Source organism: Nocardioides sp. Root240 (assembly GCF_001428825.1).
Classification (GTDB): domain Bacteria; phylum Actinomycetota; class Actinomycetes; order Propionibacteriales; family Nocardioidaceae; genus Nocardioides.
Genome location: NZ_LMIT01000002.1, coordinates 593,557 through 619,331, shown reverse-complemented (window position 1 = coordinate 619,331; position 25,775 = coordinate 593,557). Strand labels below are relative to the sequence as shown.

Here is a 25,775-nt window from a genome sequence, read left to right as displayed (position 1 = left end):
CCTCGAAGAACGCGCGCGGGTGGGCCTCGGCCAGCTGGACCGGGTCGAGGACATCTTCTACCTGACCCTCGACCAGGCCTTCTGCTCGCGCGAGGACCTGCGGGCCACGGTCGCCCGTCGTCGTGCCGAGCGCGAGCGGCTGAAGGCGATCACCATGCCCGACATCGTCGTGGGCCACTGGGAGCCCGCGGCCGACGAGCAGGCGCTCGCGGTGGGCGGCTCGGTGTCCGGCCTGGGCGTCTACCCCGGGATCGTCGAGGGCCGGGTCAAGGTGCTCCGCGGTCCCGACGACGACATCGAGCCGGACGACGTTCTCGTCGCCTCGGTCACCGACGTCGGCCACACGGCGATGTTCGCCTACGCCGCCGCCGTCGTCACCGACATCGGTGGCGCGGCCTCGCACGCCGCCATCGTCGCGCGCGAGTTCTGCGTGCCCTGCGTGGTCGACACCAAGCACGCCACGAGCAGCTTCGTCGACGGCCAGCTGGTGCGCGTCGACGGTGCCGCCGGCACCATCACGCTGCTGGAGGACGCCCCGGTCGAGGCGGCCTCGCTCGCCTGAGCGGGGCCGGGTCGCTCAGCCGCCGATGGCCGACATCGGCCGGTCCGGCTGCAGGAAGGTCGGGTCGTCGATGCCGTGCCCGGCCGCCTTGCCGCGCATCGCGGTGAGCCAGCGCTCGGCGAGCTCGTCGTCGGACGCCCCGGCGCGCAGGGCGACCCGCAGGTCGGACTCCGTGCGCGCGAACAGGCAGTTGCGCACCTGGCCGTCGGCGGTGAGCCGCACCCGGTCGCAGTCGCCGCAGAACGGCCGCGTCACCGAGGCGATGACGCCCACGGTGGCGGGACCCCCGTCGACGGTGAACAGCTCGGCCGGCGCGCTGCCCCGCGGCTCGGAGGCCGGGGTGAGGGCGAACGCAGTGGACAGCGAGGCGAGGATCTCGTCGGCCGTCACCATCTCGTCGCGGCTCCAGCCGTGCTGGGCGTCGAGGGGCATCTGCTCGATGAAGCGCAGCTGGTAGCCGCGCTCGATGCACCAGGCCAGGAGCTCCGGGGCGTGGTCGTCGTTGACGCCGCGCAGCAGCACGGCGTTGACCTTCACCGGGCCCAGTCCCGCGGCCTCCGCGGCCGCCAGCCCCTCGACCACGTCGTCGAGCCGGTCGCGCCGGGTCACCTCGTGGAAGGTCTCGCGGCGCACCGTGTCGAGGCTGACGTTGACCCGGTTCAGTCCCGCCTCCGCCAGCGACGCGGCGGTCTTCGCCAGGCCGAGCGCGTTGGTCGTGATCGACATCTCCACGTCGGCGTCCAGATCACGGACCCGGCGCACGATGTCGACCAGTCCGCGGCGGACGAGCGGCTCGCCACCGGTGAAGCGGATCTCCTGCACGCCGAGCCGGCCGACGGCGACGCCGATCAGCCGGACCACCTCGTCGTCGGAGAGCTGCTGGTCGGTCGGCAGCCAGTCGAGGCCCTCGGCGGGCATGCAGTAGGTGCAGCGCAGGTTGCAGCGGTCGGTCAGCGAGACCCTGAGGTCGGTCGCGACGCGTCCGTACTGGTCCATGAGCGGCTGCATGGTCCAAGGATAGGCCGGTGGGTGGTTGGTCCGGGGCTGGTCCTACCGTTGTGGGGTGCGTTCCTGGCTGGCCTCGTGGCGATTCCTGCTGAGCCGCCGGTGGGTGCTCTTCTTCCTGGCGATCATCCTGGTCGGCTACGGCACCTGGTGGCTCGGTGAGTGGCAGTTCGGCCGGCTCCAGGATCGCAAGGAGCGCAACGCCTACGTCGCTGCCAACGAGTTGCGCGACCCGGTCCCGCTGACCGACGTCCTCGCCCCCGGCAAGGACGTCGCCGAGGCGGACGAGTGGAAGCTGGTCAGCGTCACCGGCACCTACGACGTCGAGGACACCGTCGTCGTCCGCTACCGCACCCGCAAGGGCATGCCCGGGGTCGAGGTCGTCGTCCCGCTCGTCACCTCCGACGGCACCGCCGCGATCGTCGACCGCGGCTGGTTCGCCACCGACGACCCCGAGATCGGTCCCGACGACCTCCCCGCTCCGCCGGCCGGCGAGGTGACCGTCACCGGCTGGGTGCGCGCCGACGGGACCGGCGGCAGCACGACGATCACCGGCCGCTCCACGCGCGCCATCAACAGCGGCAGGATCGGCGAGGCCATCGACAGGCCGGTCTTCACCGGCTTCGTCGCGCTGAAGGCCGAGGATCCCGCCGCCGAGACCGCGCTCGAGCCGGTCGAGCTGCCCGAGCTCGGCGAGGGGCCGCACTTCTTCTACGGGCTCCAGTGGTGGTTCTTCGGCGTGCTCGGCGTCGGCGGCTTCGGCTACCTCGCCTGGGACGAGCGCACCCACGGCCGCCGTACCGAACGCCGGCGACCGCGGAAGGGCGGGCCGTTCAGCCGTCAGAGCCCGCGCGACATCCCGCCGTCGACCGGCACCATCACGCCGGACAGGAAGGACGCGGCGGGCGACAGCACGAACGCCGCCACCTGACCGAACTCCTCCGGCCGGCCGTAGCGCCCCAACGGGATCTGGGCGGTCGCCGCCGCCTTCGACGCCGCGGCGTCGCCGGTCGACGCGTCGAGCTCCGCGACCCGCTCGGTGGCGATCCGGCCCGGGAGCAGGCCGTTGACGCGGATGCCCTCCGGACCGAGCTCGTCCGCCAGGGTCTTGGCCACCATCGCGAGGCCGGGACGCAGCCCGTTCGAGATCGCCAGGCCGGGGATCGGCTGGCGCACGCTGGTGGAGAGCACGAAGGCGATCGAGCCGCCGTCCGACAGCTCCGCTGCCACCGTGCGGGCCAACCGGACCGCGCCCAGGAACACCGAGTCGAAGGCCGCGAGCCACTGCTCGTCGGTCATCGCGCTGACCGTGCCGCCCGGCGGCCCGCCGACGCTGATCAGCACCCCGTCGAGCCGGCCCCACCTGTCCAACGCCTCCGCGACGAGCTCGCCGGGGGCCGATGCCGAGGCGTTGTCGGCGACCACGCCGACGGCGCAGCCCGCGCCGCCCACCGCCTCCAGCGACGCCACGGCGGCCTCCACCGACGCGGCCGTCCGGCCCGAGACGACGACGCGCGCGCCGTCGGCGACCAGCACCGTGGCCGTCGCGTGGCCCAGTCCGCGCGTCGCGCCGGTCAGCACGTAGACGTGGTCGCGTACTCCGAGGTCCATCAGGCCGTGTCTCCCCATCCCGGGTGGATGCCCGAGTCGTCCAGTGCGTGCAATGGCAAGGCGCCGGTGCGTGGGCAGACTGGGCGTCTTCCGAGCATAGGCAACGCTGCCATTGTGCGTGCTGGGCGGCTCGGGCGCCGGCAGGGGTGGGGAGACACGGCCTACGGGCTCTCCAGGGTCTCGAGCTCCTCCGCGATCCGGGAGACCGGTACGACGTCCGGGGCTCCCTTCCGCGCGGCGTCCGCCGTGTGGTCGTCGGGCTGGCGCTGGCTCTCGCGCTCGGCCTCCACCCGCTTCAGGTAGTGCTCCAGCTCGCGCTTGGTCTGGTCGACGTCCCACTGCAGGTAGCCGCGCACCAGCTCCGCCACGTGCGGCGCGGCCTGGACGCCCCGGTCGAAGGTCTCGAACGAGATCCGCATCCGGCGGGTCAGGATGTCGTCGAGGTGGCGGGCGCCCTCGTGCGTGACGGCGTACACCGCCTCGGCCTGGAGGTAGTCCTCCGCGCCCGGGAGCGGTTGCCCGAGGTCGGGCTCCGCGGCGATCAGCTGCAGCACCTCCAGCACCAGCGATCCGTAGCGCTCGAGGAGGTGCTCGACGCGGTTGATCGCCAAGCCGGACTGGGCCGCCAGCGTGCGCCGCTGGTTCCACAGCGCGTGGTAGCCGTCGGCCCCGACCAGCGGGATGTTCTCGGTGACGCAGTCGCCGACCTTGCGGCCGAGCACCGTCTCCAGGCCGTGCACCGCCTCGTCGACGGCGTCCGCCGCCATCACCCGGTAGGTCGTGTACTTGCCGCCGGCGACCACGACCAGCCCCGGCACGCTGTGCGCGACCGCGTGCTCGCGCGAGAGCTTGGACGTCGCCTCGGACTCACCGGCCAGCAGCGGGCGGAGACCGGCGAACACGCCCTCGACGTCGTCGCGCGTCAGCGGCACCTCGAGCACGCCGTTGACGTGCTCGAGCAGGTAGTCGATGTCGCTCGAGCTCGCCGCCGGGTGGTCCTTGGACAGCTCCCAGTCGGTGTCGGTCGTGCCGATGATCCAGTGCCTCTTCCACGGGATCACGAAGAGCACCGACTTCTCGGTGCGCAGGATCAGGCCGGTCTCGCCCCGGATCCGGTCCCGCGGTACGACGAGGTGGATGCCCTTGCTGGCGCGCACCTTGAACTGCCCGCGCTCGCGCGCCATCCCCTGGGTCTCGTCGGTCCAGACGCCGGTCGCGTTGATGACCTGCGAGGCCCGGACGTCGAAGCGCTGACCGGTCTCCAGGTCGATGACGCTCGCGCCGACGACCCGCTCACTCTCCTTGATCAGCCCCACGACGCGGGTGCGCGAGGCGACCGCGGCGCCGTAGGTCGCCGCCGTGCGGGCGAGGAACATCGTGTGCCGCGCGTCGTCGACCTGCGCGTCGTAGTAGCGGATCGCGCCGACCAGGGCGTCCTTGCGCAGCGACGGGAACGCCTTGCGGGCGCCGTGGCGGGTGAGGTGGCGGTGCAACGGCATGCCGTCGCCGTAACCGCTGGCCTTGGACATCGCGTCGTAGAGCGCGACCCCCGAGCCGGCGTACCAGCGCTCCCAGCCACGGCCGTTGAGCGGGTAGAGGAAGGGCACGGGGCGCACCAGGTGCGGCGCGAGCCGCTGCATCAGCAGGCCGCGCTCCTTCAGCGCCTCGGCGACCAGCCGGAAGTCCATCATCTCGAGGTAGCGCAGGCCGCCGTGGATCAGCTTCGAGCTGCGGCTCGACGTGCCGGAGGCGAAGTCGCGCGCCTCGACGAGGCCGACGTTCAGGCCACGGGTGGCGGCGTCGAGGGCCGCTCCCGCACCCACGACTCCCCCGCCGATCACGAGGACGTCGAGGTGCTGGCCGGCGAGCTTCTTGAGCGCGCCGGTGCGCGCCCGAGGTGAGAGCGGTGCGGGGTTCATCAGTCGACCTCCACCCAGTCGAGGGTCCGTTGGACTGCCTTCTTCCACTGCGCGTACCCCGCTGTACGCCGTTCGTCGTCCCACTGCGGCTCCCAGCGGGTGTCCTCCTGCCAGTTCTCGCGGAGCTCGTCCGTCGAGGACCAGTAGCCGACCGAGAGCCCGGCGGCGTACGCGGCGCCGAGGGCGGTGGTCTCGGGGACCACCGGCCGGCTCACCGGTACGCCGAGCACGTCGGCCTGGATCTGCATGCAGAGGCCGTTCATGGTCACGCCGCCGTCGACCTTGAGGACCTCCAGCTCGACGCCCGAGTCCGCGCACATCGCCTCGACGACGTCGCGGGACTGGTAGCAGATCGCCTCGAGCGTCGCGCGCGCCACGTGGGCGTTGGTGTTGAAGCGGGAGAGCCCGACGATCGCGCCGCGGGCGTCGGAGCGCCAGTAGGGCGCGAACAGGCCCGAGAACGCCGGGACGAAGTAGACCCCGCCGTTGTCGTCGACCTGGCGGGCGAGGGACTCCGACTCCTCCGCGCCGCTGATGATGCCGAGCTGGTCGCGCAGCCACTGGACCGCGGAGCCGGTGACGGCGATCGAACCCTCGAGCGCGTAGACACAGGGCTGGTCGCCGAGCTGGTACGCCGGCGTCGTCAGCAGCCCGGCCTTCGAGCGCACGATCTCGGTGCCGGTGTTCAGCAGCATGAAGTTGCCGGTGCCGTAGGTGTTCTTGGCCTCGCCCGGCGCGAAGCAGACCTGGCCGACCGTCGCCGCCTGCTGGTCGCCGAGGATGCCGGTGATCGGCACCTCGCCGCCGAACGGGCCGCTGCGCAGGGTCGTGCCGAAGGGCGTGGTGGCCGACGACTCCCGGATCTCCGGCAGCATGGCTCGCGGGATGCCGAAGAAGCCGAGCAGCTCGTCGTCCCACTGCAGGGTCTCGAGGTCCATCAGCATGGTGCGGCTCGCGTTGGTGACGTCGGTGACGTGCACGCCGCCGTCGGGACCGCCGGTGAGGTTCCACAGGACCCACGTGTCCGGCGTGCCGAACAGGGCCTCGCCCTTCTCCGCCGCCTCCCGCGCGCCGGGGACGTTGTCGAGGATCCACTGCAGCTTGCCGCCCGAGAAGTACGTCGCCGGCGGCAGCCCGGCGCGGTGGCGGATCACGTCGCCGCGCCCGTCGCGGTCCAGCGCGGCGGCGATCCCGTCGGTGCGGGTGTCCTGCCAGACGATCGCGTTGTGCAACGGCCGCCCGGTGCGGCGGTCCCACACGATGGTGGTCTCGCGCTGGTTGGTGATACCGATCGCGGCCAGGTCCGAGGCCTCGAGGCGGGCCTTGCCCAGCGCGGTCTTCACGACCGCGGACGTGCGCTCCCAGATCTCCACCGGGTTGTGCTCGACCCAGCCGGCCCGCGGCAGGACCTGCACGTGCTCCAGCTGGTGGCGGACGACCTCCCTGCCCTGGTGGTCGAACACCATGAACCGGGTGCTGGTCGTGCCCTGGTCGATGGCCCCCACGAACCGCGCCTGTGCCGCCATGGGGTGAAGCCTACGGAGTCTCGGGGGCTTCTCGGGGTCAATCCCGATGCGGGGCGTCGCCACCGGCTGGCAGGGTGGAGCCATGAGCGAAGCCCCCCTCGCCCCGCCCGCCGCCCGGATCGCCGCCCGCGCCGTCGACCTCCGCAAGACCTACGGGTCCGGCGACTCCGAGGTCCGCGCGCTCGACGGTGTCTCCGTCGACCTCGCCGCGGGCGAGTTCACCGCGATCATGGGTCCGTCGGGGTCGGGCAAGTCGACGCTGATGCACTGCCTCGCCGCGCTCGACACCCCTACCTCCGGCCAGGTCGTCGTCGGCGACACCGACCTGTCGCGGCTGCGCGACAAGGCGCTCACCGCGCTGCGCCGCGACCAGGTGGGCTTCGTCTTCCAGGCCTTCAACCTGATCCCGACCCTGTCCGCCCGCGAGAACATCCTGCTCCCGCTGAGCCTCGCCGGCCGCAGGCCCGACCAGGCATGGTTCGACACCGTGGTCGACACGGTCGGCCTGCGCGACCGGCTGGGGCACCGGCCGGCCGAGATGTCGGGCGGCCAGCAGCAGCGCGTCGCCTGCGCCCGGGCGCTGGTCAGCAAGCCCGGCATCGTCTTCGCCGACGAGCCGACCGGCAACCTCGACAGCACGTCGGGCGCGGAGGTGCTCTCCTTCCTGCGCCGCAGCGTCGACGAGTTCGGCCAGACGATCGTGATGGTGACGCACGACTCGGTCGCGGCGTCGTACTGCGACCGGGTGATCTTCCTGGCCGACGGCAGGCTGGTCGACGAGATCCGCAGGCCCGAGGGCGAGCAGGCGTCGCAGGTCGACCTGATCCTGCAGCGCATGGCTGCCATCGGCTCCGTCGACACGCAGGCCTGACCGATGCTGCGACTCACCCTGCGCAACCTCCTCGCGCGCAAGGTCCGGCTCGTCATGAGCGGCCTCGCGATCGTGATCGGCGTGGCCTTCCTGTCCGGCGTGATGGTCTTCTCGAACGGGCTGTCCGCGACCTTCGACGGGATCATCTACGGATCCACCCCCGACGGCGTGGTGCGCCCGGAGGCGACCGACGAGTTCAGCGACGGCACCGGCGGCCAGTCCGCGCAGGCGATGACCACGGAGACGGTCGACGCACTCGCGGCGCTGCCCGAGGTCGAGCGGGCCGACGGCGACATCAACGGCGTCGGCATGAGCCTGCTCGCCAAGGACGGCACCCTCGTCGGCGGCACCGGCGCCCCGACCCTCGCGTTCAACTACCACGACGGCCCGAACATGGCCGGCGACGACATCCTGCTGCTGCAGGACGGCGCCTGGCCGACCGGCACGGACCAGGTCGTCCTCGACGAGGCCGCCGCCGAGGCCGGCGACTACGAGATCGGCGACCAGGTCAAGCTGCTCGCGCCCTTCGGCGTCCTCGAGCGGAAGGCCACCCTGGTCGGCACCGCCGAGTTCAACGGCGGCGGTACGGCGGGCGCGACGCTGCTGATCTTCTCCACGAAGGGCGCCCAGGAGCTGTTCTTCCAGGGCAAGGACGTCTTCAACCGGATCAGCCTCACCGCCGCGCCCGGCGTCACCCAGCGCGAGCTCGCCGACGCCGCTGACAAGGTGCTGCCCACCGGCTTCGAGGCGGTCACCGGCGACAAGGTCGCCGAGGAGTCGCAGGACGCCGTCGGCAGCTTCCTCGACGTCATCAAGGTCTTCCTCACGGTGTTCGCGATCATCGCCGTCATCGTCGGCGGGTTCATCATCGTCAACACCTTCTCGATCCTGATCGCCCAGCGCACCCGCGAGCTGGCCCTGCTGCGCGCCCTCGGCGCCTCGCGCGGCCAGGTCACCCGCTCGGTCCTGGTCGAGGCGTTCGTCCTCTCGGTCATCTCCTCGACCCTCGCCATCGGCCTGGGCCTGCTGCTCGCCCGCGGGCTCGCGGCGATCTTCCGCACGATCGGCCTCGACATCTCCAGCGAGGCGCTCGACCTCACCAGCCGGGCCACGATCACGAGCTACGTCGTCGGCATCGGCGTCACGATGCTCGCGGCCTTCCTGCCGGCACGCCGTGCCGGCAAGGTCGCCCCGGTGGCGGCCATGCGGTCCGATGTCGCTCCCGAACGGGCGTCCCTGCGGCGTCGTACCGTGATCGGGGCGGTGGTCCTGGTGATCGGAGCCGGGTTCGCGGCCGCCGGCGTCGCCCGGTCCGACGCCCTCCTGGTCGGCATCGGCGCGGTGATCTGGATCCTCACCGTCGCCGCGATCAGCTCGGTCATCGGCAAGCCCGTGCTCGCGGTCTGCCGCAGCCTGTTCGCCGCCCTCTTCGGTACGACGGGCCGGCTCGCCGGCGAGAACGCACTGCGCGACCCGCGCCGCACCGGCGCCACCGCGTCGGCGCTGATGATCGGCCTCGCCCTGGTCTCCACGATCGGCGTCCTCGCCGCCTCGCTCAACAAGTCGATCGACGACGTGGTCGACGAGCAGTTCACCGCCGACCTGCTGGTCCAGAGCACGACCTTCCTGCCCTTCTCGACCGAGGTCGGCGACCGCGTCGAGAAGATCGACGGCGTCGGCACGATGAGCCGCCAGCAGCTCACCACCGCGCGCTACGACGGCAAGGGCGCCTACGTCACCGGGATCGACGAGCACTTCACGTCGATCTACCACCTGAAGGTCACCGACGGCACCGACGACGTCAGCGGCGCCCAGGCCTTCGTGAGCACCGGCTTCGCCGACAAGCACCACCTCGAGGTCGGCGACACCCTCGACCTGACCTTCCTCGGCAACCAGGAGCTGGCACCGAAGGTCGTCGGCATCGTCGACGACACCGAGGTCTCCTCCGAGATCACCCTGCCCCTCGACCAGCTCGCAAAGGCCGGCGTGCTCCGTCAGGACTCGACGATCAGCGTGCTGCTGGCCCCGGGGGCCGACAGCGACGTGGTCCGCGACGCGATCGACGAGGCCGCGGCCGACGTACCGATCATCGGGGTCTACGACAAGGCCGGCTTCGCCGACGTGATCCGCGAGCAGGTCAACCAGCTGCTGTACATGATCTACGGCCTGCTCGCCCTGGCCATCGTGATCGCCGTCATCGGCATCGTGAACACCCTCGGCCTCAGTGTCATCGAGCGCACCCGCGAGGTCGGCCTGCTCCGCGCCGTCGGCATGAGCCGCGCCAAGCTGCGCCGGATGATCATGCTCGAGTCCGTCACGATCGCCCTGCTCGGCGCGGTGCTCGGCATGGCGCTGGGCCTGGTGATCGGCGTCCTGCTGCAGAACGTGCTCTCCGACGAGCTCTCCAGCCTCGGGCTGCCCCTCGGGCAGCTGGTCGCCTTCCTCGTGATCGCGGTCGTGGTCGGCGTCCTGGCCGCGGTCGTCCCGGCGATCCGGGCATCGCGGCTCGACGTGCTCGACGCGATCGCGACGGAGTAGGTCAGGCCAGCGCGACCAGGTCGGCGTAGTCGGGGCTCCAGAGGTCCTCGACGCCGTCGGGCAGGATCAGCACCCGGTCCGGCTCGAGCGCGTGGACGGCGCCCTCGTCGTGGGTCACCAGCACGATCGCGCCCTCGTAGCGGCGGATCGCGTTGAGGACCTCCTCACGGGAGGCCGGGTCGAGGTTGTTGGTCGGCTCGTCGAGCAGCAGCACGTTGGCCGCGGAGACGACGAGGGACGCCAGCGCGAGACGGGTCTTCTCACCGCCCGACAGGACGCCGGCCGGCTTGTGCACGTCGTCGCCGGAGAAGAGGAACGACCCCAGCACCGAGCGCGCCTCGGTGTCGGTGAGCTGGGGCGCGGCCGACTGCATGTTGTCGAGCACCGTGCGGTGCACGTCGAGGGTCTCGTGCTCCTGCGCGTAGTACCCGACCTTGAGGCCGTGGCCCGCGACGACCTCGCCGGTGTCCGGCTTGTCGACGCCCGCGAGGATCCGCAGCATCGTGGTCTTGCCGGCGCCGTTGAGGCCGAGGATGACCACGCGGGAGCCCTTGTCGATCGCGAGGTCGACGGCCGTGAAGATCTCCAGGGCGCCGTACGACTTGGAGAGGTCGTGCGCCGACAGGGGCGTCTTGCCACAGGAGGCCGGCGTCGGGAACTTGATCGCCGCGACCTTGTCGGACTGGCGCTCGCCCTCGACCCCGTCGAGCAGCTTCTCGGCCCGCTTGAGCATCTGCTGCGCGGCGCTGGCCTTGGTGGCCTTGGCGCGCATCTTGTTGGCCTGGTCGGTGAGCGTCTTGGCCTTGTTCTGCGCGTTCATCATCTCGCGCTTGCGGCGGGCCTCGTCGGTCTCACGCTGGGTCAGGTAGTTCTTCCAGCCCATGTTGTAGACGTCGATGACGGCCCGGTTGGCGTCGAGGTGGTAGACCTTGTTGACGGTCTCCTCGAGCAGGTTGTTGTCGTGGGAGATCACGATGAAGCCGCCCTTGTAGGACTTCATCCAGTCGCGCAGCCACAGGATCGAGTCGGCGTCGAGGTGGTTGGTCGGCTCGTCGAGGATGAGCACCTCGGCGCTCGAGAACAGGATCCGGGCCAGCTCGACACGGCGGCGCTGGCCACCCGAGAGGGTGCCGAGCGGCTGCTCCATCAGGCGGTCCGGGATGCCGAGGCTCTGCGCGATCTGCAGCGCCTCGGTCTCGGCGGCGTAGCCACCGCCCGCGTCCAGCTCGTCCTGCGCCCGCTGGAACTTCCGGAACGCCTTGTCGCGCTCCTTCGGGTCCTCGGAGGCCATCGCCACCTCGGCGGCCCGCATCCGTCGTACGGCGTCGTCGAGGCCACGCGCGGACAGGATCCGGTCGCGGACGAGGATCTCGGGGTCGCCCACGCGCGGGTCCTGCGGCAGGTAGCCGAGCTCGCCGGCGTTGGTGACCGAGCCGCCGGCGGGCAGCACGTCACCGGCGAGCACCTTGGTGAGGGTGGTCTTGCCGGCGCCGTTGCGGCCGACGAGGCCGACCTTGTCGCCGGGGCCGACGCGGAAGCTGACGTTCTCCATGAGGAGACGCGCACCGACGCGAACCTCGAGCTGGTGCACTGTGATCATGACGGCCCGATTCTCCCACGGGCGCTTTCGCTCCCCCTAAACCGCGACGCGGTGTCATAGGCTGCCGCCGTGGTGCGATTCAATCCGAAGGCCCGCCTCGACCAGTCCCGCGTTCGCGACGTCGGCAGCGGCGGTGGTGGAGGCGGCGGCCTCGGCGGGGGCGGCGGCATGCGCCTCCCGATCCCGACCGGCAAGGGCGGCATCGGCACCCTCGTCGTGCTGGTGCTGCTCTACGTCGCCGCGAAGGCGCTCGGCATCGACGCCGGCCTGCCGGGTCTCGGCGGCGCGACGGCGTACTCCCCCGCGCGTCTCAGCGACGCCCAGCAGGGCTCCGACCGCTACGCCGACTGCAAGACCGGCGAGGACGCCAACAACAACGCCGACTGCGCCCGGGTCGCGGTCGAGAACTCGCTGACGGACTACTGGGACTCCGAGCTGGGCGGCAAGTTCCACCCGGAGGAGGCCGTGATCACGTTCACCGGCTCGGTCGACACCGGTTGCGGCGCGGCCGGCAGCGACGTCGGCCCGTTCTACTGCCCCACCGACGAGACCATCTACCTCGACACGACCTTCTTCGACGACGTCTACGAGGACCAGCTCGGCGGCCAGGACGCGCCCTTCGTCGAGGCCTACGTGCTCGCGCATGAGTACGGCCACCACATCTCCAACCTGCTCGGCTTCATGACCGAGGCCAGCCGCCGCGGCCAGAGCGGACCGCAGAGCGGCAGCGTCCGCCTCGAGCTGCAGGCCGACTGCTACGCCGGCCTCTGGGCCAACCACGCCACGTCGACCGAGGACGAGTCCGGCCAGAAGCTGCTGCTGGACCTGAACCAGCAGGACATCGACGAGGCCCTCGACGCCGCGAAGACGGTCGGCGACGACTACATCCAGAAGCGCTCCGGTGGCCGGGTCAACCAGGAGGCGTGGACCCACGGCTCCTCCGAGCAGCGCCAGAAGTGGTTCATGGTCGGCTACGAGCAGGGCAGCCTCGACGCCTGCGACACCTTCGCCGTCGACCGGGTCTGACCCTCACAGCTCGAGCAGGGCCTCCATGTGCCCGAAGGTCCGCTGCAGCGCCCGCAGGTGCGGCGCCACGGCGGGGTGGCGGTACTTCGCCACCAGGGCCCCCTCACCGGTCGCCACCCGGGCCAGCGCCCACTCGGCGCGGCTCAGCGCGGTGTAGACCGCCACCACCTGGGCGCCGAGGACGACCGCGTCGCGGTCGGCGACGCCGGCGGGCAGGCCGAGCAGGTAGGCGTCGAGCAGCGGCTCGAACTCCTCGCGCGTGGAGAGGGAGAGGTAGCCGAGGTCGCCGCCGACCGGACCGTGCCCGAGGGTTCCCCAGTCGATCGCGAGCGCCTCGTCACCGTCCCGGCCGGGCACGTTGAGCGCGGTGGGGTCGCCGTGCTGCGGGACCTGCGGCAGGCCGTCGAGCAGCCCGAGCATCACCTCGCGGCGCGTCCACAGGTGCTCCGCGACGTCCGCGACCGTCGTCCGCGCGAGCGTGGGCCAGCCGCCGCGCCGGGCGACCCGGCCGAGCCGGTCCCGCATCAGGTCGGTCGCCAGGAACGTCGGGTGGCCGATCCCGGCGCCGGCGAAGCGGCCGACCGACAGGGCCAGGAAGAGCCCGCTCGACGCCGCGTCCTCCACCCAGTCCCGGGTGATCGTGATGCCGTCGTCGTCCTCCTCGACCGAGGCGCCCGCGGCGCGCAGGCCGGGGGTGCCCGCCGTGAGGCCGGTCTCGAGGACGTCGGCCTCGCGGCGCCAGTACGCGACATGGCTGCNCGGGGTCCCCCGGCTCGGGCGCGCCGAGCCGCTTGACGACGACAGGACGCCCGCCGAGGGCGGTGCGCCACACGCCGACCGTGGACGTCCCCGTTCCTCCCGGGAGCGCCACCCAGTCCGGCTCGGGCTGCCACATGCGCCTGAAACTAGTGGATGCGAGGCGTCAACTAGTGGATGTCACGCTCGCGGAAGCGCCACCACGCCACCAGGAGCAGCGCCACCGCGAGCGCGGTGAGGGTGCCGCTGCTCCCCCAGCTCCACTGCTCGGAGGGCAGCGACGGCACGTGGGCGTACGGCGACAGGCCGCTCACCCACGCCGGGAGCTCCAGCAGGTCGCCCAGCATCCCGAGCACGAGGAAGGCCGCCGGCCACACCCAGGCGAGCACCGACCAGCGGGTGCCCCAGGCGAGCGAGAGCACCGCGAGGGCGCCCACCACCCACGCTGCCGGGACCCAGGCGAGGGCCGCGACCAGCAGGTTGCCGATCCCGGGGCCGTCGGCGGCGACGTACCCGATCCAGAGGCCGATGCCGGTCACCACCAGCAGCAGGGCGGTGCCGACGAGCGCGACGACGAGCGTGGCGCCGAACCACGCACCACGACTGGTGCCGGTCGCCAGGACCAGCTCGGCCCGGCCGTCGGTCTCGTCCCGCGCAGTGTGCGCGACCACGGTCGCGGCGAAGTAGGTGAGCACCACTGCCACCACCGACAAGATCGCGGCGACGAGCTCGCCGCCCAGCTCGTCGATGAGCGACTGCGCGGTCTCGGAGTCGAGCAGGTCGCCGATGCCGGGCGCGATCATCCCGAAGACGACGCCGAGCACACCCGCCGCGAGCGTCCACAGCAGCAGCGTCGTGCCGGTCGTCCGGAGTGCGAGGGTGAGCGCGTCGGTCAGGCGTGGCGATCCCTCGGCCGGCCCGGGACGGGCCGCGAGCAGCCCCGAGCCGAGGTCGCGTCGCCCTCGCAGCGCGACGGCGACGGCCGCGAGGGCCACCGTGAGCACCGGGTACGCCGCCAGCAGCCACCACCGTGTGTCGCCGTACGCCGCCACCCGGGTGTTCCAGCCCAGCGGCGACAGCCAGCCGAGCCACTCCGGACCGGTGTCGCCGGCGGCGCGCAGCACGAACAGGACCCCGATCGTGGCGGCCGCGAAGCCTGCGCACGTCCGCGCACTGGCCGAGACCTGCGCGGTGACGGCGCCGATGCCCGCAGCGACCAGGCCCGTGCCGGCCCAGAGCGCGCCGAACGCGATCGAGCCGCTGGGAGCGAGACCGCTGACTGCGTTGCCGACCGCGGTGAGGACGCCGAGCGCCGCCGCGAGCAGCAGCGTCTCCACGGCGACCGCCAGCAAGGGGGCGTTGCGGCCGACGGAGGTGCCGCCGACCAGCTCGGTCCGGCCGGTCTCCTCCTCGACGCGGGTGTGCCGGCGGACCACCACGACGAAGAGGACGGCGACGAACACGGCGTAGAGCACCGTCATCTTGGTCATCGCCAGCTCGCCCTCGCTGGTGACGTCGAGGACGGGTCCGTACAGCGCGACGATCGCGGGGCTCGCGTTGAGGGCCTCGGCGGCATGCACGCGGTCCGCCTGGTCGGCGTACAGGCTCGGGGTCGCGGCCGCCGAGGCGACACTCATCAGCACCAGGACCGCGATCCACACGGCCGCGAGCACGCGATCGCGGCGGAGCGCGAGGCCGAGCAGCAGCCGCCAGCCGGTCGTGGTGCTCATCGGCCGGCGCCCGCCCGGTCGCGGTAGGCGTCGAGGAAGAGCTCCTCGAGGCTGGGTGGGCTGCTGGTCAGACTGGTCACGCCGGCGGCGGTCAGCGCGGCGAGCACGCCCGGGAGCGCGTCGGCGTCGACCGTGCACGTCACCTTCGCGCCCTCGACCGCGACGTCGTGGACGCCGTCGAGCCCGCCCAGGTCGGGCACCTCCCCGCTGAGACCCGCGACGAGGCGGGTCCGCTGCAGGTGCCGCAAGGAGTCCAGGGTGCCGGTCTCCACGACGCGGCCCTCGCGGATGAGCGTCACCCGGTCGGCGAGACGCTCGACCTCGCTGAGGATGTGGCTGGAGAGCAGCACGGTCGCGCCGCGCGCGGTGTGCTCGGCGACGCAGTCGTTGAAGACCTGCTCCATCAACGGGTCGAGGCCGGACGTCGGCTCGTCGAGGATCAGCAGCTCCGGGTCGGTCGCGAAGGCCGCCACCAGCGCGACCTTCTGCCGGTTGCCCTTGGAGTAGGCCCGCCCGCGCTTGGTGGGGTCCAGCGCGAAGCGCTCGACCATCTCGTCTCGTCGCGACTGCCGCGGATCGGCGCCGCGCATCCGGATCAGCAGGTCGAGCGTCTCGCCGCCGCTGAGGTTGGGCCACAGGCTGACGTCGCCGGGCACGTACGCCAGCCGGCGGTGCAGGTCGGCCGCGTCGCGCCACGGGTCGCCGCCGAGGAGCCGGACCGTCCCCGCGTCCGACCGGAGCAGCCCGAGCAGCACCCGGATCGTCGTGGACTTCCCCGCGCCGTTGGGCCCGAGGAACCCGTGCACCTCCCCCGGTACGACGGACAGGTCCAGCCCGTCGAGGGCCCGGAACGAGCCGAACGCCTTGACCAGGTCGTGGATCTCGATGACGGGCTCATGGCTGTCGTGCACGTCTCGAGGCTAGACCTCGTGAGTCGACGGACGGCGCCCGAGCACAGGGTCGGTGACCAAGGACCCGGCGCACAGGGGTCCGCGGTCCCCCGGCACCATGGCCCGGTGGAGATCCAGCCCGACGACCCCCGCCGCCCCGACGTGCTCGCCCTGCTCGAGGAGCACCTCGCCGACATGTACGCCACCTCGCCGGCGGAGAGCGTGCACGCCCTCGACCCCGATGCGCTCGCCGCCCCCGGCATCTCGTTCTGGACCGCCCGTGACGGCGACCTGCTGCTCGGCTGCGCCGCCCTCAAGCAGCTCTCGGGCACCCACGCCGAGCTCAAGTCGATGCGCACCGCCACCGCCGCCCGCCGTCGCGGCGTGGCCGGCCGGCTGCTCGACCACGTCCTCGCCGCATCCCGGGAACGCGGTCACACGCGGGTCAGCCTGGAGACCGGCACCGAGGACTACTTCGCGGCCGCCCGGGCGCTCTACCTGACGCGTGGCTTCACCGAGTGCCCGCCGTTCGAGGGCTACACGCTCGACCCGAACAGCACCTTCCTCACCCTGGAGCTGTAGCGGCGTTCTCGACGTCGACCACCAGGGCCTGGGCGTCGCGCACGACCTGGTCGAGCACCGCCCGCCGTGGATCCGGTACGGCGAACCACGGGCCCACCACGTCGATCCCGCCCAGCCGCCGGTCGGCCAACACCTCGGCCACGGCGGTCCGGTCGCCGCCCGCGACGGCGACGCCCACGTCGCCGAGCACCCGGGCCGCGTGGTCGGCCGCCGCCTCGTAGGCGTCCCGCGCCTGGTTCGCCCGCCGCCGCGCGAACCGCTGCTGCGACTGGCCACCGGCCTTGGTCCGGCCCTGGACGTGACGCTGGCCGGTCTTCGACGCCACGACGACGCCCTGCTCGACCCGCGCGACCGCGAAGCCGCCCTTGCGGACCAGCAGCACACCCCAGGCCGGGGGTGCGACCGCGGCGGCGGCGAGCTCGTCGGCGGTCGCGGCGCCGTCGTACCCGAGGGAGAAGGGGAGCCGCGCCGCGAAGCGCGACCCGTCGCCGGCCGTCCCGAGCAAGGCGCCGTCCGCGACCTCCAGGGAGAACTCGCCGTGGGAGGCCGAGAAGTTGGCAAGCCAGCGTGCCCAGCGGGCGGTGGGGACGAGGACCTCGGGCACGGACCCGACCCTACTGACGAGAACGTGTTCTAGTCTGCTGCCCATGGCCACGATGCACCCGTGCGAGCATGTCGGGATCGACTTCGTCGACCGCGCGCCGTACCGCTACTCCAACTCCGTCGACCTCGCGATCACGCCCGGGGAGCTGTTCGAGGTGCTGGGCGACGCTGCCGCGTGGCCGCGCTGGGCGAAGGTGATCACCGACGTGGAGTGGACCACGCCCGAGCCGCGCGGCGTCGGCACCCGGCGCATGGTCACGATGCGGGGAGGTCTCGTCGGCGACGAGGAGTTCCTGGCCTGGGAGCCGCCGACGATGATGTCCTTCCGCTTCAACGAGTCGTCCACGAGGACCGTGAAGGCCTTCGCCGAGCGGCACGACGTCGTGCCCACCCCGGAGGGGTGCCGGCTGACCTGGACCCTGTCGCTCGACGTCCGCGGTCCGTCCCGGCTCGGGATGCCGCTCGGCAGGCCGGTCATGAACGCGGTCTTCCGGCGCTTGCTGCGGAACCTGCGGACCTACACGGACCAGCGGTTCCGCTGAATCGCCCTGCCGTCCCCGCGGCCGGTCCTACCATCGGGACATGGTCTCCCGCCGCGCCGTCCTGCCTGCCCTGGTCCTGCCCCTGCTGGCGTTCCCGGCGGTCCACGGCCCTGCCACCGCGACCGGTGCACCGGCGTCGCGGACCGACGTGCCGTCGTACACGTGGAACGCGGAGCCCTCGCCCGTGACCCTGCTGCTCCCCCGGCGCCAGGTCACGCTGCGACCCACCACCTACTGCTGGACGGCGCCCTCCGAGACGACCGACGACGGTGGCGAGATCGGCTCCGCCGTCTGCTCCGACGGGCTGGAGCCGACACGGGCGCAGCTGGCCAAGGTGGACCGCACGGCGAACCTCCGGTTCTGGTTCGGCCGACCCGGCTGGCGCTGGTCCGCCCAGGTGCGCAGCTTCGCCCACCCCCGGCGCGCCGGGTGCACCGTGGGCCGTACGCCGACCGCCGTCTCGCCGCGCCTCTTCGAGCTCGCCGCGCCGCGCTACCGCGGCACCTACCGGGTGCGCCTGTTCGGACGCGGTCCCGAGGGCGACGTGCTCGTCAGCTTCTCGTGGCGCTACGGCCACCGCGCGGGCCGCTGCACCTAGGAGCAGGCTCAGACGTTGAAGCCGAGCGCCCGCAGCTGCTCGCGGCCGTCCGGGGTGATCTTGTCGGGGCCCCACGGCGGCATCCAGACCCAGTTGATCGCGACGTCGTTGACCAGGCCCTCGAGGGCACTGTTGGTCTGGTCGGTGATCACGTCGGTCAGCGGGCAGGCCGCGGAGGTCAACGTCATGTCGAGGACGAGGTTCGTGCTCTCGTCGACGTGCATGCCGTAGACGAGGCCGAGGTCGACCACGTTGATGCCGAGCTCGGGGTCGACGACGTCCTTCATCGCCTCCTCGATGTCCGCGAGGGCGACGTTCGACGACGCGTTCGTGCTCGCCTCCGCGAGGCCGGCGGCCTCGGGCACGTGGGGCAGGTCGCCGTGGTCGTGGTGACCGTGGCCGTGGCCGCTGTGGTCGTGCCCGTCGTGACTGTGGTCGTGGGTGTGCTCGCTCATGCCTTGTCTCCGTCTCCGGCGACGACCTGCGCCGTCGCGTCCTTCCACGCCATCCACGAGAGCAGCGCGCACTTCACGCGTGCCGGGAACTTCGCCACGCCGGCGAAGGCGATGCCGTCCTCGAGGACGTCCTCGTCGGGCTCCACCGTGCCCTTGCCCTGCATGAGGGTCAGGAACTCCTGGTGGATCGCCATCGCCTCGTCGACGCTCTTGCCGACCACGAGGTCGTGCAGCACCGACGCGGACGCCTGCGAGATCGAGCAGCCCACGGAGTCGTAGGACACGTCCTCGACGACGCCGTCGGCGAGGTGGACGCGCAGCGTCACCTCGTCGCCACAGGTGGGGTTGACGTGGTGCACCTCGGCACTGTGGTCGGGGTCCGCTTCGCGCAGACCCTTGCCGTGCGGGTGCTTGTAGTGGTCGAGGATGATCTCCTGGTAGAGGGCATCCAGATCCTGTGCGGTCATCTCGTCAGTCCAACTTGAAGTACGAGCGGGTGTATTCCAGCGCCTCGACGAGCGCGTCGATCTCCCGCGGCTCGGTGTAGAGGTACGACGACATGCGTGTCGAGCTCTGCACGCCGAATCGCGCGTGGGCCGGCTTCGCGCAGTGGTGGCCGGCGCGCACGGCGACGCCACGGCTGTCGAGCACCTGGGCGATGTCGTGCGGGTGCACGCCGTCGAGCTCGAACGAGATCGCACCGCCCCGCGAGGCGGCGTCCAGCGGACCGAGGACCGTGAGGCCCTTGACCGACTGCAGGCCCTCGAGCGCGTAGGCCGTAATGGCCTGCTCGTGGCGGTGGATGGCGTCCATGCCGACATGGCCGAGGTAGTCGACCGCGGCGCCGAGGCCGATGGCCTCGACGATCGGCGGGGTGCCGGCCTCGAACTTGTGCGGGATGCCGGCGTACGTCGACCCCTCCATCCGCACGGTCTCGATCATCTCGCCGCCACCCAGGAAGGGCGGCAGCTCGTCGAGCACCGCACGCGAGCCCCAGAGGACGCCGATGCCGGTCGGGCCGACGACCTTGTGCCCGGTGAACGCGACCAGGTCGGGGCGCTCGTCGGCCGGCATCGCGGCGAGGTCGATCGGCAGCTGCGGCGCGGCCTGCGACGCGTCGACGACGACGATGGCGCCGACGGCGTGGGCCTTGCGGGTGATCTCGGCGATCGGGTTGATCGTGCCGAGCATGTTGGACACCCACGTCAGCGAGACGACCTTGGTGCGCTCGTTGATCAGCTGGTCGATGTTCGAGAGGTCGAGGCGGCCCTCGTCGGTCAGGCCGAACCACCGCAGCGTCGCGCCGGTGCGCTGCGTGAGCAGCTGCCACGGCACGATGTTGGAGTGGTGCTCCATCTCGGTGATGACCACCTCGTCGCCCTCACCGACCCGGCGCGGTCCGGCCCAGGCCAGGGTGTTGGCCACCAGGTTGAGCGCCTCGGAGGCGTTCTTGGTGAAGATCACCTCGTCGCGCTCGGGCGCGCCGATGAACGCGGCGACCTTGTCGCGCGCGGCCTCGAAGGCCTCCGTGGACTCGGCGCCGAGCTGGTGCATCGCCCGCGCGATGTTCGCGTTGTGCCGCTCGAGGTGGTCGACCATCGTGTCGATCACCACCTGCGGCTTCTGCGAGGTGTTCGCGCTGTCGAGGTAGACCAGGGGCATCCCGCCCGCGAGCGTGCGCTCGAGGATCGGGAAGTCCTTGCGGATGACCGCCAGCTCGGGGAGCAGGCCTTCGAGGGACATGCTCAGACCGCCGCCTCGAGGAAGCGCTCGTAGCCGTTGGCCTCCAGCTCGTCGGCGAGCTCGGGGCCGCCGGACTCGGCGATCCGGCCGTCGACGAACACGTGGACGACGTCGGGCTTCACGTAGCGCAGGATCCGCGTGTAGTGCGTGATCAGCAGCAGGCCCTTGCCGTCGCGCGCGGCGTAGTCGTTGATACCGTCGGAGACGACCTTGAGCGCGTCGATGTCGAGACCGGAGTCGATCTCGTCGAGGATCGCGAACTTCGGGTCGAGCAGGTCGAGCTGGGCGATCTCGGCGCGCTTCTTCTCGCCGCCGGAGAAGCCCTCGTTGACCGAGCGGCTGGAGAACGCGGGGTCGAGCTTCATCCGGTCGAGGGCGCCGTTGACGTCCTTGACCCAGGTGCGCAGCTTGGGCGACTCACCGTCGATGGCGGTCTTGGCGGTGCGCAGGAAGTTCGCCATCGAGACGCCGGGCACCTCGACGGGGTACTGCATCGCCAGGAACAGGCCGGCGCGGGCCCGCTCGTCGGGGCTCATCTCGAGCAGGTTCTCGCCGTCGAGGAGCACCTCGCCGCCGGTGATCGTGTACTTGGGGTGGCCCGCGATGGAGTACGCCGTGGTCGACTTGCCCGAGCCGTTGGGGCCCATGATCGCGTGGGTCTCGCCGTCCTTGATGGTCAGCGTGACGCCCTTGAGGATCTCCTTGGCGCCATCCTCGGTGTCGACCGACACCTGCAGGTTCTTGATCTCGAGGGTGCTCATGCGGGGGTGACTCCATTCAGGGTCGTGGTCACGTCGACGTAGATGTCGCCGTCACGCACTTCGACGGGGAAGGTGGCGACGGGCTCGGTCGCCGGGAAGGTGGTGGGCTTGCCGGTGCGCAGGTCGAAGGTCGACCCGTGGAGCCAGCACTCGATCGTGCAATCGGCGACCTCGCCCTCGCTCAGCGAGACCGAGGCGTGCGAGCAGAGGTCCTGCAGGGCGAAGACCTCGTCGCCGTCACGCGCGATCGCGACGTCGTAGCGATCGACGGTGACCGCCAGTGCCTCATAGGTGGGAACGTCGCTCAGCGAGGCGACCCGCTCGAAGCTCACAGCACACCTGCGTGGACGTTCTTGGCGAGCTCCGCCTCCACGGTCGCGGCCAGGCTCTCCTCGAGCTCGGGGACGCCGATCTGGCGGATGAGGTCGTTGAAGAAGCCGTGCACCACCAGGCGCTGCGCCTCCTTCTCGGAGATGCCGCGCGAGCGGAGGTAGAACAGCTGCTCGTCGTCGAACCGGGCGGTCGCGGACGCGTGGCCCGCGCCCTCGATCTCGCCGGTCTCGATCTCCAGGTTGGGGACCGAGTCGGCCTGGCAGCCGTCGGTGAGCACGAGGTTGCGGTTCTCCTCGTAGGTCTCGATGCCCTCGGCGACCTTGCGGATCAGCACGTTGCCGATCCACACGGTGTGCGCCTTCTCGCCCTGCAGCGCTCCCTTGTAGACCACGTGGGACTTGGTCTTCGGGGCGGTGTGGTCGACGAAGAGCCGGTGCTCGATGTGCTGGCCGGCGTCGGCGAAGTAGAGGCCGAGCATCTCGACCGAGCCCCCCGGGCCGGCGTAGTCGGCGGTCGTGTCGTGGCGGACCACGTCACCGCCGAAGGTGATGTCGACGTGCTTGAAGTGCGCGTCGCGACCCACCCGGACGTGCCGGTGTCCGACGTGGACGGCGTCGTCGGCCCAGTCGTCGATCGACACGACGGCCAGCTGGGCGCCGTCCTCGACCACGATCTCGACGTTGTCGGCGAGGGTCATCGAGCCCTCGAAGCGCAGCACGACCGTCGCCTTGCTGAACTTCTCGGCGCGGATCACCAGGTGCGCCGCGGTCGCCTCGTCGGTGCCGGTGCCCTTGATGGTCACGAAGACCGGGCGCTCCAGCACCGCCTCGGCGGGGATCGTCACCGCGAGGCTGGTCCTGGACTCCGCCAGCGCGCGGGCGGAGATGCGGTCCCACGGCACGAGGCCCGACACGCCCTTGAGCGAGTCGTCCGCGAGCCGGTCGGCCCGCACGTTGCCCGGGGCGTCGAAGGACGCCTCGAACGACGTGCCGGCGAGCGGCGCGTCGGCGTGGATGCCCCGCAACCGCTTGAGCGGCGTGAAGCGCCAGATCTCCTCGCGACCGGTCGGCACCTCGTGGGCGTCGACGTCGAAGGATCCTTCGGGGTGGAGGTGGCTCTCGATCTTCTCGAGGGCACCTTCCAGAACTTCGGCGGTCATCAGCCGACGGCACCTTCCATCTGCAGCTCGATCAGTCGGTTCAGCTCGAGGGCGTACTCCATCGGGAGCTCCTTGGCGATCGGCTCCACGAAGCCGCGCACGATCATCGCCATCGCCTCGTCCTGCTCCATGCCACGCGACATGAGGTAGAACAGCTGGTCGTCGGAGACCTTCGAGACCGACGCCTCGTGGCCCATCGACACGTCGTCCTCGCGGATGTCGACGTAGGGGTAGGTGTCGGAGCGGCTGATCTGGTCGACCAGCAGCGCGTCGCAGAGCACGTTCGACTTGGAGCCGTGGGCGCCCTCGTTGACCTGGATCAGGCCGCGGTACGACGTACGACCGCCGCCGCGCGCCACCGACTTGCTCAGGATGCTGGACGAGGTGTTCGGCGCGGCGTGCACCATCTTGGCACCGGCGTCCTGGTGCTGGCCCTCGCCCGCGAACGCGATCGACAGCGTCTCACCCTTGGCGTGCTCGCCCATGAGGTAGACGGCGGGGTACTTCATCGTGACCTTGGAGCCGATGTTGCCGTCGACCCACTCCATCGTCGCGCCGGCCTCGCAGACCGCGCGCTTGGTGACGAGGTTGTAGACGTTGTTCGACCAGTTCTGGATGGTCGTGTAGCGGCAGCGACCACCCTTCTTGACGATGATCTCGACGACCGCGGAGTGCAGCGAGTCGGAGGAGTAGATCGGCGCGGTGCAGCCCTCGACGTAGTGCACGTAGGCGCCCTCGTCGACGATGATCAGCGTCCGCTCGAACTGGCCCATGTTCTCGGTGTTGATCCGGAAGTAGGCCTGGAGCGGGATGTCGACGTGGACACCCTTCGGGACGTAGATGAACGAGCCGCCCGACCACACCGCGGTGTTCAGCGCGGCGAACTTGTTGTCGCCGACCGGGATGACCGTGCCGAAGTACTCCTTGAAGAGCTCCGGCTGCTCACGCAGCGCGGTGTCGGTGTCCAGGAAGAGGACGCCCTGCGCCTCGAGGTCCTCGCGGATCGAGTGGTAGACGACCTCGGACTCGTACTGCGCGGCGACACCGGAGACCAGGCGCTGCTTCTCCGCCTCGGGGATGCCGAGCTTGTCGTAGGTGTTCTTGATGTCCTCGGGGAGGTCGTCCCACGTGGCCGCCTGCTTCTCGCTGGAGCGCACGAAGTACTTGATGTTGTCGAAGTCGATCGCGCTGAGGTCGGAGCCCCAGGTCGGCATCGGCTTGCGGTCGAACAGCTTGAGGCCCTTGAGGCGCAGGTCCAGCATCCAGCCCGGCTCGCTCTTCTTCGAGGAGATGTCGCGCACGACGTCCTCGTTGAGGCCGCGCTTGGCGTTGGCGCCGACGTCGTTCTTGTCGGACCAGCCGAACTCGTAGCGACCGATCCCCTTCAGCTCCGGGTTGAGCTCTTCGATCGAGGTCATGACGTGACCTGCTCCTTCTTCTCGGTGGTCGAGCCTGTCGAGACCGGGATGCACGTGGTGCAGACCCCGTCACCGTGGGCGATGGTGGCCAGGCGCTGGACGTGGGTGCCGAGGACCCGGCTGATCGCCTCGGTCTCGGCCTCGCACAGCTGCGGGAACTCGTGGGCGACGTGCGACACGGGGCAGTGCTGCTGGCACAGCTGCTCCCCCACGACCGGCAGCTCGCGGACGGCGGCGGCATAGCCCTCGTCGGAGAAGACCATCGCCAGCACCTCGGCCGGCGAGGCCTCCGGGTGCGCGTCGCGCACCTCGGGGAAGCGGCGCTCGATGAAGGAGGCGCGTCGCTCCGCGAACGCCTTGACCGCCTCCGTGCCGCCGGTCTCGGCGAGGAAGCGCATCGCCTCGGTCGCGAGGTCGTCGTACTGCTGGTCGAAGGAGTCGCGACCACGCTCGGTCAGCGCGAACACCTTCGCCGGGCGACCACGCCCGCGCGAGCCCACCGGACGGGGGTCACGGGCATCGACGGCCCCCTCGGCCAGCAGCTGGTCGAGGTGACGTCGTACGGCGGCCGGGGTCAGTTCGAGACGTTCGGCGAGCGCCGCGGCGGTGGACGGTCCGTTGACCAGGATCGACCGCGCGACGCGCTGGCGCGTCGACTGGTCGGACCCGGTCATGATTTCCACAACACAAGTGTGCCTATATTGCTGCGGCCGCTTCAAGCAAGGCGAGCCTAAGTGGCTACGGCGACGTGGCGCGGGTCACACGGCGCCGCTGGGGGGGCGGGTGTGGCGCAGCCACGCCAGGCCCGCGAACGGCAGCACCAGCGGCAGGAAGCCGTAGCCCTGGCCGAAGTGCGACCAGACCGTCTTGTCGTGGAAGAGCCCGGTGTCGAGGTAGCTCCAGACGCCCACCCCGAGCACGCCCACCAGCTCGATCGAGACAGCCGCGCGCGCGACGGTCCAGCCGACCCGGCCGCCGACGAGCAGGCAGGTGGTGGCCAGCAGGTAGAGCACCGCCGCCACGAGCGAGAGCCAGTACGGCAGCTTGCCGGCGTCCTCGCCGAGCTGCACGGTGGAGCGCCCGGTCGCGGCGACGGCGAACACGCCGTAGACGAAGACCAGCGCGCGGCCCCAGCCGGTCGAGAGCTCCTCAGCCACGGGTGCCTCCCCAGATGTCCCACAGGCGCAGCTCGAGGCCGGCGACCGTCGCGACGGCGAGGAGCAGGATCGTCGTACCGACCCGGGAGCGCTCGGCGAGCGAGAAGAACGCGCCGACAACGGGCAGCAGCGCGACCGTGACCAGGTAGCTCACGAAGACCGCGCCCTCGACGTCGCGGTCGGTGCGTGCCAGCGCGACCGATCCCCCGACGAGCTGGGCGAGCACGCCGACCTGCAGGACGGCGAGGCCGATGTAGTGCGAGTCCTGGGCCGATCGGTCGCGGACCAGGTCCACGACCAGGAGGACGGCGACCACGCCTGCCATGGCGAGGATCACGCCGTAGGACCAACCAGTCACGGCCGCCAGCGTAGAGCGCCGGGCCGGGTCCT

At 71.4% G+C, this 25,775-nt stretch carries 27 protein-coding genes; 8 read left to right on the top strand and 19 right to left on the bottom strand.

Translation table 11 applies throughout. The features are described from left to right. The first annotated feature begins 19 nt into the window (after positions 1-19). Positions 20-562, top strand: a complete 543-nt coding sequence (locus tag ASE20_RS05990; RefSeq protein ID WP_056893592.1) for a PEP-utilizing enzyme — start codon at positions 20-22, stop codon at positions 560-562. Between the two features lie 15 nt (positions 563-577). Here ASE20_RS05990 and moaA read toward each other — a convergent pair whose 3' ends face one another. Further along, positions 578-1,570, bottom strand: a complete 993-nt coding sequence (gene moaA, locus ASE20_RS05985) for a GTP 3',8-cyclase MoaA (RefSeq protein ID WP_056893591.1) — start codon at positions 1,568-1,570, stop codon at positions 578-580. Between the two features lie 55 nt (positions 1,571-1,625). Here moaA and ASE20_RS05980 point away from each other — a divergent pair, with 55 nt between their 5' ends. Further along, the gene (locus ASE20_RS05980; protein ID WP_056893590.1) at positions 1,626-2,498 is read left to right on the top strand and encodes an SURF1 family protein; all 873 of its coding nucleotides are present in this window, start codon (positions 1,626-1,628) and stop codon (positions 2,496-2,498) included. On the opposite strand, the gene ASE20_RS05975 is transcribed toward ASE20_RS05980, so the two are convergent. From ASE20_RS05975 to glpK, 3 genes are all read right to left on the bottom strand, one after another. Next, a complete protein-coding gene (locus ASE20_RS05975; protein ID WP_056893589.1) occupies positions 2,408-3,178 on the bottom strand; it encodes an SDR family oxidoreductase in 771 nt (256 codons plus the stop codon). The two genes, ASE20_RS05980 and ASE20_RS05975, sit on opposite strands and share 91 nt — an antisense overlap. Positions 3,179-3,339: 161 nt before the next feature. Beyond that, a complete protein-coding gene (locus ASE20_RS05970) occupies positions 3,340-5,097 on the bottom strand; it encodes a glycerol-3-phosphate dehydrogenase/oxidase (RefSeq protein ID WP_056893588.1) in 1,758 nt (585 codons plus the stop codon). Further along, complete coding sequence (gene glpK, locus ASE20_RS05965) at positions 5,097-6,623, bottom strand: glycerol kinase GlpK (RefSeq protein WP_056893587.1); 1,527 nt, start codon at positions 6,621-6,623, stop codon at positions 5,097-5,099. Before glpK ends, ASE20_RS05970 begins: the two co-directional genes overlap by 1 nt. An 82-nt stretch (positions 6,624-6,705) precedes the next feature. On the opposite strand from glpK, the gene ASE20_RS05960 reads away from it, so the two are divergent. Both ASE20_RS05960 and ASE20_RS05955 read left to right on the top strand, forming a co-directional pair. Next, complete coding sequence (locus ASE20_RS05960; RefSeq protein WP_056893586.1) at positions 6,706-7,494, top strand: ABC transporter ATP-binding protein; 789 nt, start codon at positions 6,706-6,708, stop codon at positions 7,492-7,494. 3 nt (positions 7,495-7,497) lie between these two features. After that, on the top strand, positions 7,498-10,032 hold the full coding sequence (locus ASE20_RS05955) for an ABC transporter permease (protein WP_056893585.1): 2,535 nt from the start codon (positions 7,498-7,500) through the stop codon (positions 10,030-10,032). Between the two features lies 1 nt (position 10,033). Here the strand turns inward: ASE20_RS05955 and ASE20_RS05950 are convergent, their stop codons facing one another. Further along, complete coding sequence (locus ASE20_RS05950; protein ID WP_056893584.1) at positions 10,034-11,632, bottom strand: ABC-F family ATP-binding cassette domain-containing protein; 1,599 nt, start codon at positions 11,630-11,632, stop codon at positions 10,034-10,036. 69 nt (positions 11,633-11,701) lie between these two features. Between ASE20_RS05950 and ASE20_RS05945 the strand changes: the two genes are divergently transcribed. Next, entirely contained in the window at positions 11,702-12,658 is a 957-nt protein-coding gene (locus ASE20_RS05945) for a neutral zinc metallopeptidase (protein ID WP_225869179.1), read from the top strand. Between the two features lie 3 nt (positions 12,659-12,661). On the opposite strand, the gene ASE20_RS26000 is transcribed toward ASE20_RS05945, so the two are convergent. The 3 genes from ASE20_RS26000 to ASE20_RS05930 form a co-directional block, all read right to left on the bottom strand. Continuing rightward, positions 12,662-13,078 (bottom strand): hypothetical protein, encoded by a 417-nt coding sequence (locus ASE20_RS26000; protein ID WP_414858372.1) that lies wholly within the window; start codon positions 13,076-13,078, stop codon positions 12,662-12,664. A 506-nt stretch (positions 13,079-13,584) separates the two neighbouring features. Beyond that, positions 13,585-15,144, bottom strand: a complete 1,560-nt coding sequence (locus tag ASE20_RS05935) for an ABC transporter permease (protein WP_056893583.1) — start codon at positions 15,142-15,144, stop codon at positions 13,585-13,587. Further along, positions 15,141-16,055 carry an ABC transporter ATP-binding protein gene (locus ASE20_RS05930; RefSeq protein ID WP_082612181.1) on the bottom strand — a complete coding sequence of 305 codons (915 nt, stop codon included), beginning with the start codon at positions 16,053-16,055 and terminating at the stop codon, positions 15,141-15,143. Before ASE20_RS05930 ends, ASE20_RS05935 begins: the two co-directional genes overlap by 4 nt. 105 nt (positions 16,056-16,160) lie before the next feature. Here ASE20_RS05930 and ASE20_RS05925 point away from each other — a divergent pair, with 105 nt between their 5' ends. Further along, positions 16,161-16,616: a GNAT family N-acetyltransferase gene (locus tag ASE20_RS05925; RefSeq protein ID WP_056893582.1), complete on the top strand. Its 456-nt coding sequence runs from the start codon at positions 16,161-16,163 to the stop codon at positions 16,614-16,616. Here ASE20_RS05925 and ASE20_RS05920 read toward each other — a convergent pair. Then, complete coding sequence (locus ASE20_RS05920; RefSeq protein ID WP_056893581.1) at positions 16,600-17,220, bottom strand: acVLRF1 family peptidyl-tRNA hydrolase; 621 nt, start codon at positions 17,218-17,220, stop codon at positions 16,600-16,602. The two genes, ASE20_RS05925 and ASE20_RS05920, sit on opposite strands and share 17 nt — an antisense overlap. Positions 17,221-17,263: 43 nt before the next feature. Between ASE20_RS05920 and ASE20_RS05915 the strand changes: the two genes are divergently transcribed. Beyond that, entirely contained in the window at positions 17,264-17,761 is a 498-nt protein-coding gene (locus tag ASE20_RS05915; protein ID WP_200952720.1) for an SRPBCC family protein, read from the top strand. 40 nt (positions 17,762-17,801) lie between these two features. Continuing rightward, complete coding sequence (locus ASE20_RS05910; protein WP_056893580.1) at positions 17,802-18,359, top strand: hypothetical protein; 558 nt, start codon at positions 17,802-17,804, stop codon at positions 18,357-18,359. Positions 18,360-18,367: 8 nt separating this feature from the next. Here the strand turns inward: ASE20_RS05910 and ASE20_RS25465 are convergent, their stop codons facing one another. From ASE20_RS25465 to ASE20_RS05860, 10 genes are all read right to left on the bottom strand, one after another. Next, positions 18,368-18,724, bottom strand: coding sequence for a metal-sulfur cluster assembly factor (locus tag ASE20_RS25465; RefSeq protein ID WP_056893876.1), 357 nt, complete (start codon positions 18,722-18,724; stop codon positions 18,368-18,370). A gap of 86 nt (positions 18,725-18,810) precedes the next feature. Beyond that, positions 18,811-19,281, bottom strand: a complete 471-nt coding sequence (gene sufU / locus ASE20_RS05900) for a Fe-S cluster assembly sulfur transfer protein SufU (protein ID WP_056893579.1) — start codon at positions 19,279-19,281, stop codon at positions 18,811-18,813. A 4-nt stretch (positions 19,282-19,285) separates the two neighbouring features. Beyond that, entirely contained in the window at positions 19,286-20,557 is a 1,272-nt protein-coding gene (locus ASE20_RS05895) for a cysteine desulfurase (protein WP_056893578.1), read from the bottom strand. Positions 20,558-20,559: 2 nt separating this feature from the next. Further along, on the bottom strand, positions 20,560-21,318 hold the full coding sequence (gene sufC / locus ASE20_RS05890; protein WP_056893577.1) for a Fe-S cluster assembly ATPase SufC: 759 nt from the start codon (positions 21,316-21,318) through the stop codon (positions 20,560-20,562). Beyond that, the gene (locus tag ASE20_RS05885; protein ID WP_056893576.1) at positions 21,315-21,650 is read right to left on the bottom strand and encodes a non-heme iron oxygenase ferredoxin subunit; all 336 of its coding nucleotides are present in this window, start codon (positions 21,648-21,650) and stop codon (positions 21,315-21,317) included. Before ASE20_RS05885 ends, sufC begins: the two co-directional genes overlap by 4 nt. After that, positions 21,647-22,810, bottom strand: coding sequence for a Fe-S cluster assembly protein SufD (gene sufD, locus ASE20_RS05880; RefSeq protein WP_056893575.1), 1,164 nt, complete (start codon positions 22,808-22,810; stop codon positions 21,647-21,649). The genes ASE20_RS05885 and sufD overlap by 4 nt, the downstream gene beginning before the upstream one ends. Next, positions 22,810-24,228: a Fe-S cluster assembly protein SufB gene (gene sufB / locus ASE20_RS05875; protein ID WP_056893574.1), complete on the bottom strand. Its 1,419-nt coding sequence runs from the start codon at positions 24,226-24,228 to the stop codon at positions 22,810-22,812. The genes sufD and sufB overlap by 1 nt, the downstream gene beginning before the upstream one ends. After that, positions 24,225-24,902: a helix-turn-helix transcriptional regulator gene (locus tag ASE20_RS05870; RefSeq protein WP_056893573.1), complete on the bottom strand. Its 678-nt coding sequence runs from the start codon at positions 24,900-24,902 to the stop codon at positions 24,225-24,227. The genes sufB and ASE20_RS05870 overlap by 4 nt, the downstream gene beginning before the upstream one ends. An 84-nt stretch (positions 24,903-24,986) precedes the next feature. Then, positions 24,987-25,385 (bottom strand): hypothetical protein, encoded by a 399-nt coding sequence (locus ASE20_RS05865; RefSeq protein ID WP_056893572.1) that lies wholly within the window; start codon positions 25,383-25,385, stop codon positions 24,987-24,989. Further along, positions 25,378-25,743 (bottom strand): hypothetical protein, encoded by a 366-nt coding sequence (locus ASE20_RS05860; protein WP_056893571.1) that lies wholly within the window; start codon positions 25,741-25,743, stop codon positions 25,378-25,380. Before ASE20_RS05860 ends, ASE20_RS05865 begins: the two co-directional genes overlap by 8 nt. Between the last annotated feature and the right edge of the window lie 32 nt (positions 25,744-25,775).

Excerpts from the sequence above, each read along its gene's own strand:
- moaA (WP_056893591.1), bottom strand. The coding sequence starts at position 1,570 with ATGCAGCCGCTCATGGACCAGTACGGACGCGTCGCGACCGACCTCAGG.
- ASE20_RS05975 (WP_056893589.1), bottom strand. The coding sequence starts at position 3,178 with ATGGACCTCGGAGTACGCGACCACGTCTACGTGCTGACCGGCGCGACG.
- ASE20_RS05970 (WP_056893588.1), bottom strand. The coding sequence starts at position 5,097 with ATGAACCCCGCACCGCTCTCACCTCGGGCGCGCACCGGCGCGCTCAAG.
- glpK (WP_056893587.1), bottom strand. The coding sequence starts at position 6,623 with ATGGCGGCACAGGCGCGGTTCGTGGGGGCCATCGACCAGGGCACGACC.
- ASE20_RS05960 (WP_056893586.1), top strand. The coding sequence starts at position 6,706 with ATGAGCGAAGCCCCCCTCGCCCCGCCCGCCGCCCGGATCGCCGCCCGC.
- ASE20_RS05955 (WP_056893585.1), top strand. The coding sequence starts at position 7,498 with ATGCTGCGACTCACCCTGCGCAACCTCCTCGCGCGCAAGGTCCGGCTC.
- ASE20_RS05950 (WP_056893584.1), bottom strand. The coding sequence starts at position 11,632 with ATGATCACAGTGCACCAGCTCGAGGTTCGCGTCGGTGCGCGTCTCCTC.
- ASE20_RS26000 (WP_414858372.1), bottom strand. The coding sequence starts at position 13,078 with ATGCTCGGGCTGCTCGACGGCCTGCCGCAGGTCCCGCAGCACGGCGAC.
- ASE20_RS05935 (WP_056893583.1), bottom strand. The coding sequence starts at position 15,144 with ATGAGCACCACGACCGGCTGGCGGCTGCTGCTCGGCCTCGCGCTCCGC.
- ASE20_RS05915 (WP_200952720.1), top strand. The coding sequence starts at position 17,264 with ATGGCCACGATGCACCCGTGCGAGCATGTCGGGATCGACTTCGTCGAC.
- ASE20_RS05910 (WP_056893580.1), top strand. The coding sequence starts at position 17,802 with ATGGTCTCCCGCCGCGCCGTCCTGCCTGCCCTGGTCCTGCCCCTGCTG.
- sufU (WP_056893579.1), bottom strand. The coding sequence starts at position 19,281 with ATGACCGCACAGGATCTGGATGCCCTCTACCAGGAGATCATCCTCGAC.
- ASE20_RS05895 (WP_056893578.1), bottom strand. The coding sequence starts at position 20,557 with ATGTCCCTCGAAGGCCTGCTCCCCGAGCTGGCGGTCATCCGCAAGGAC.
- sufC (WP_056893577.1), bottom strand. The coding sequence starts at position 21,318 with ATGAGCACCCTCGAGATCAAGAACCTGCAGGTGTCGGTCGACACCGAG.
- sufD (WP_056893575.1), bottom strand. The coding sequence starts at position 22,810 with ATGACCGCCGAAGTTCTGGAAGGTGCCCTCGAGAAGATCGAGAGCCAC.
- sufB (WP_056893574.1), bottom strand. The coding sequence starts at position 24,228 with ATGACCTCGATCGAAGAGCTCAACCCGGAGCTGAAGGGGATCGGTCGC.
- ASE20_RS05870 (WP_056893573.1), bottom strand. The coding sequence starts at position 24,902 with ATGACCGGGTCCGACCAGTCGACGCGCCAGCGCGTCGCGCGGTCGATC.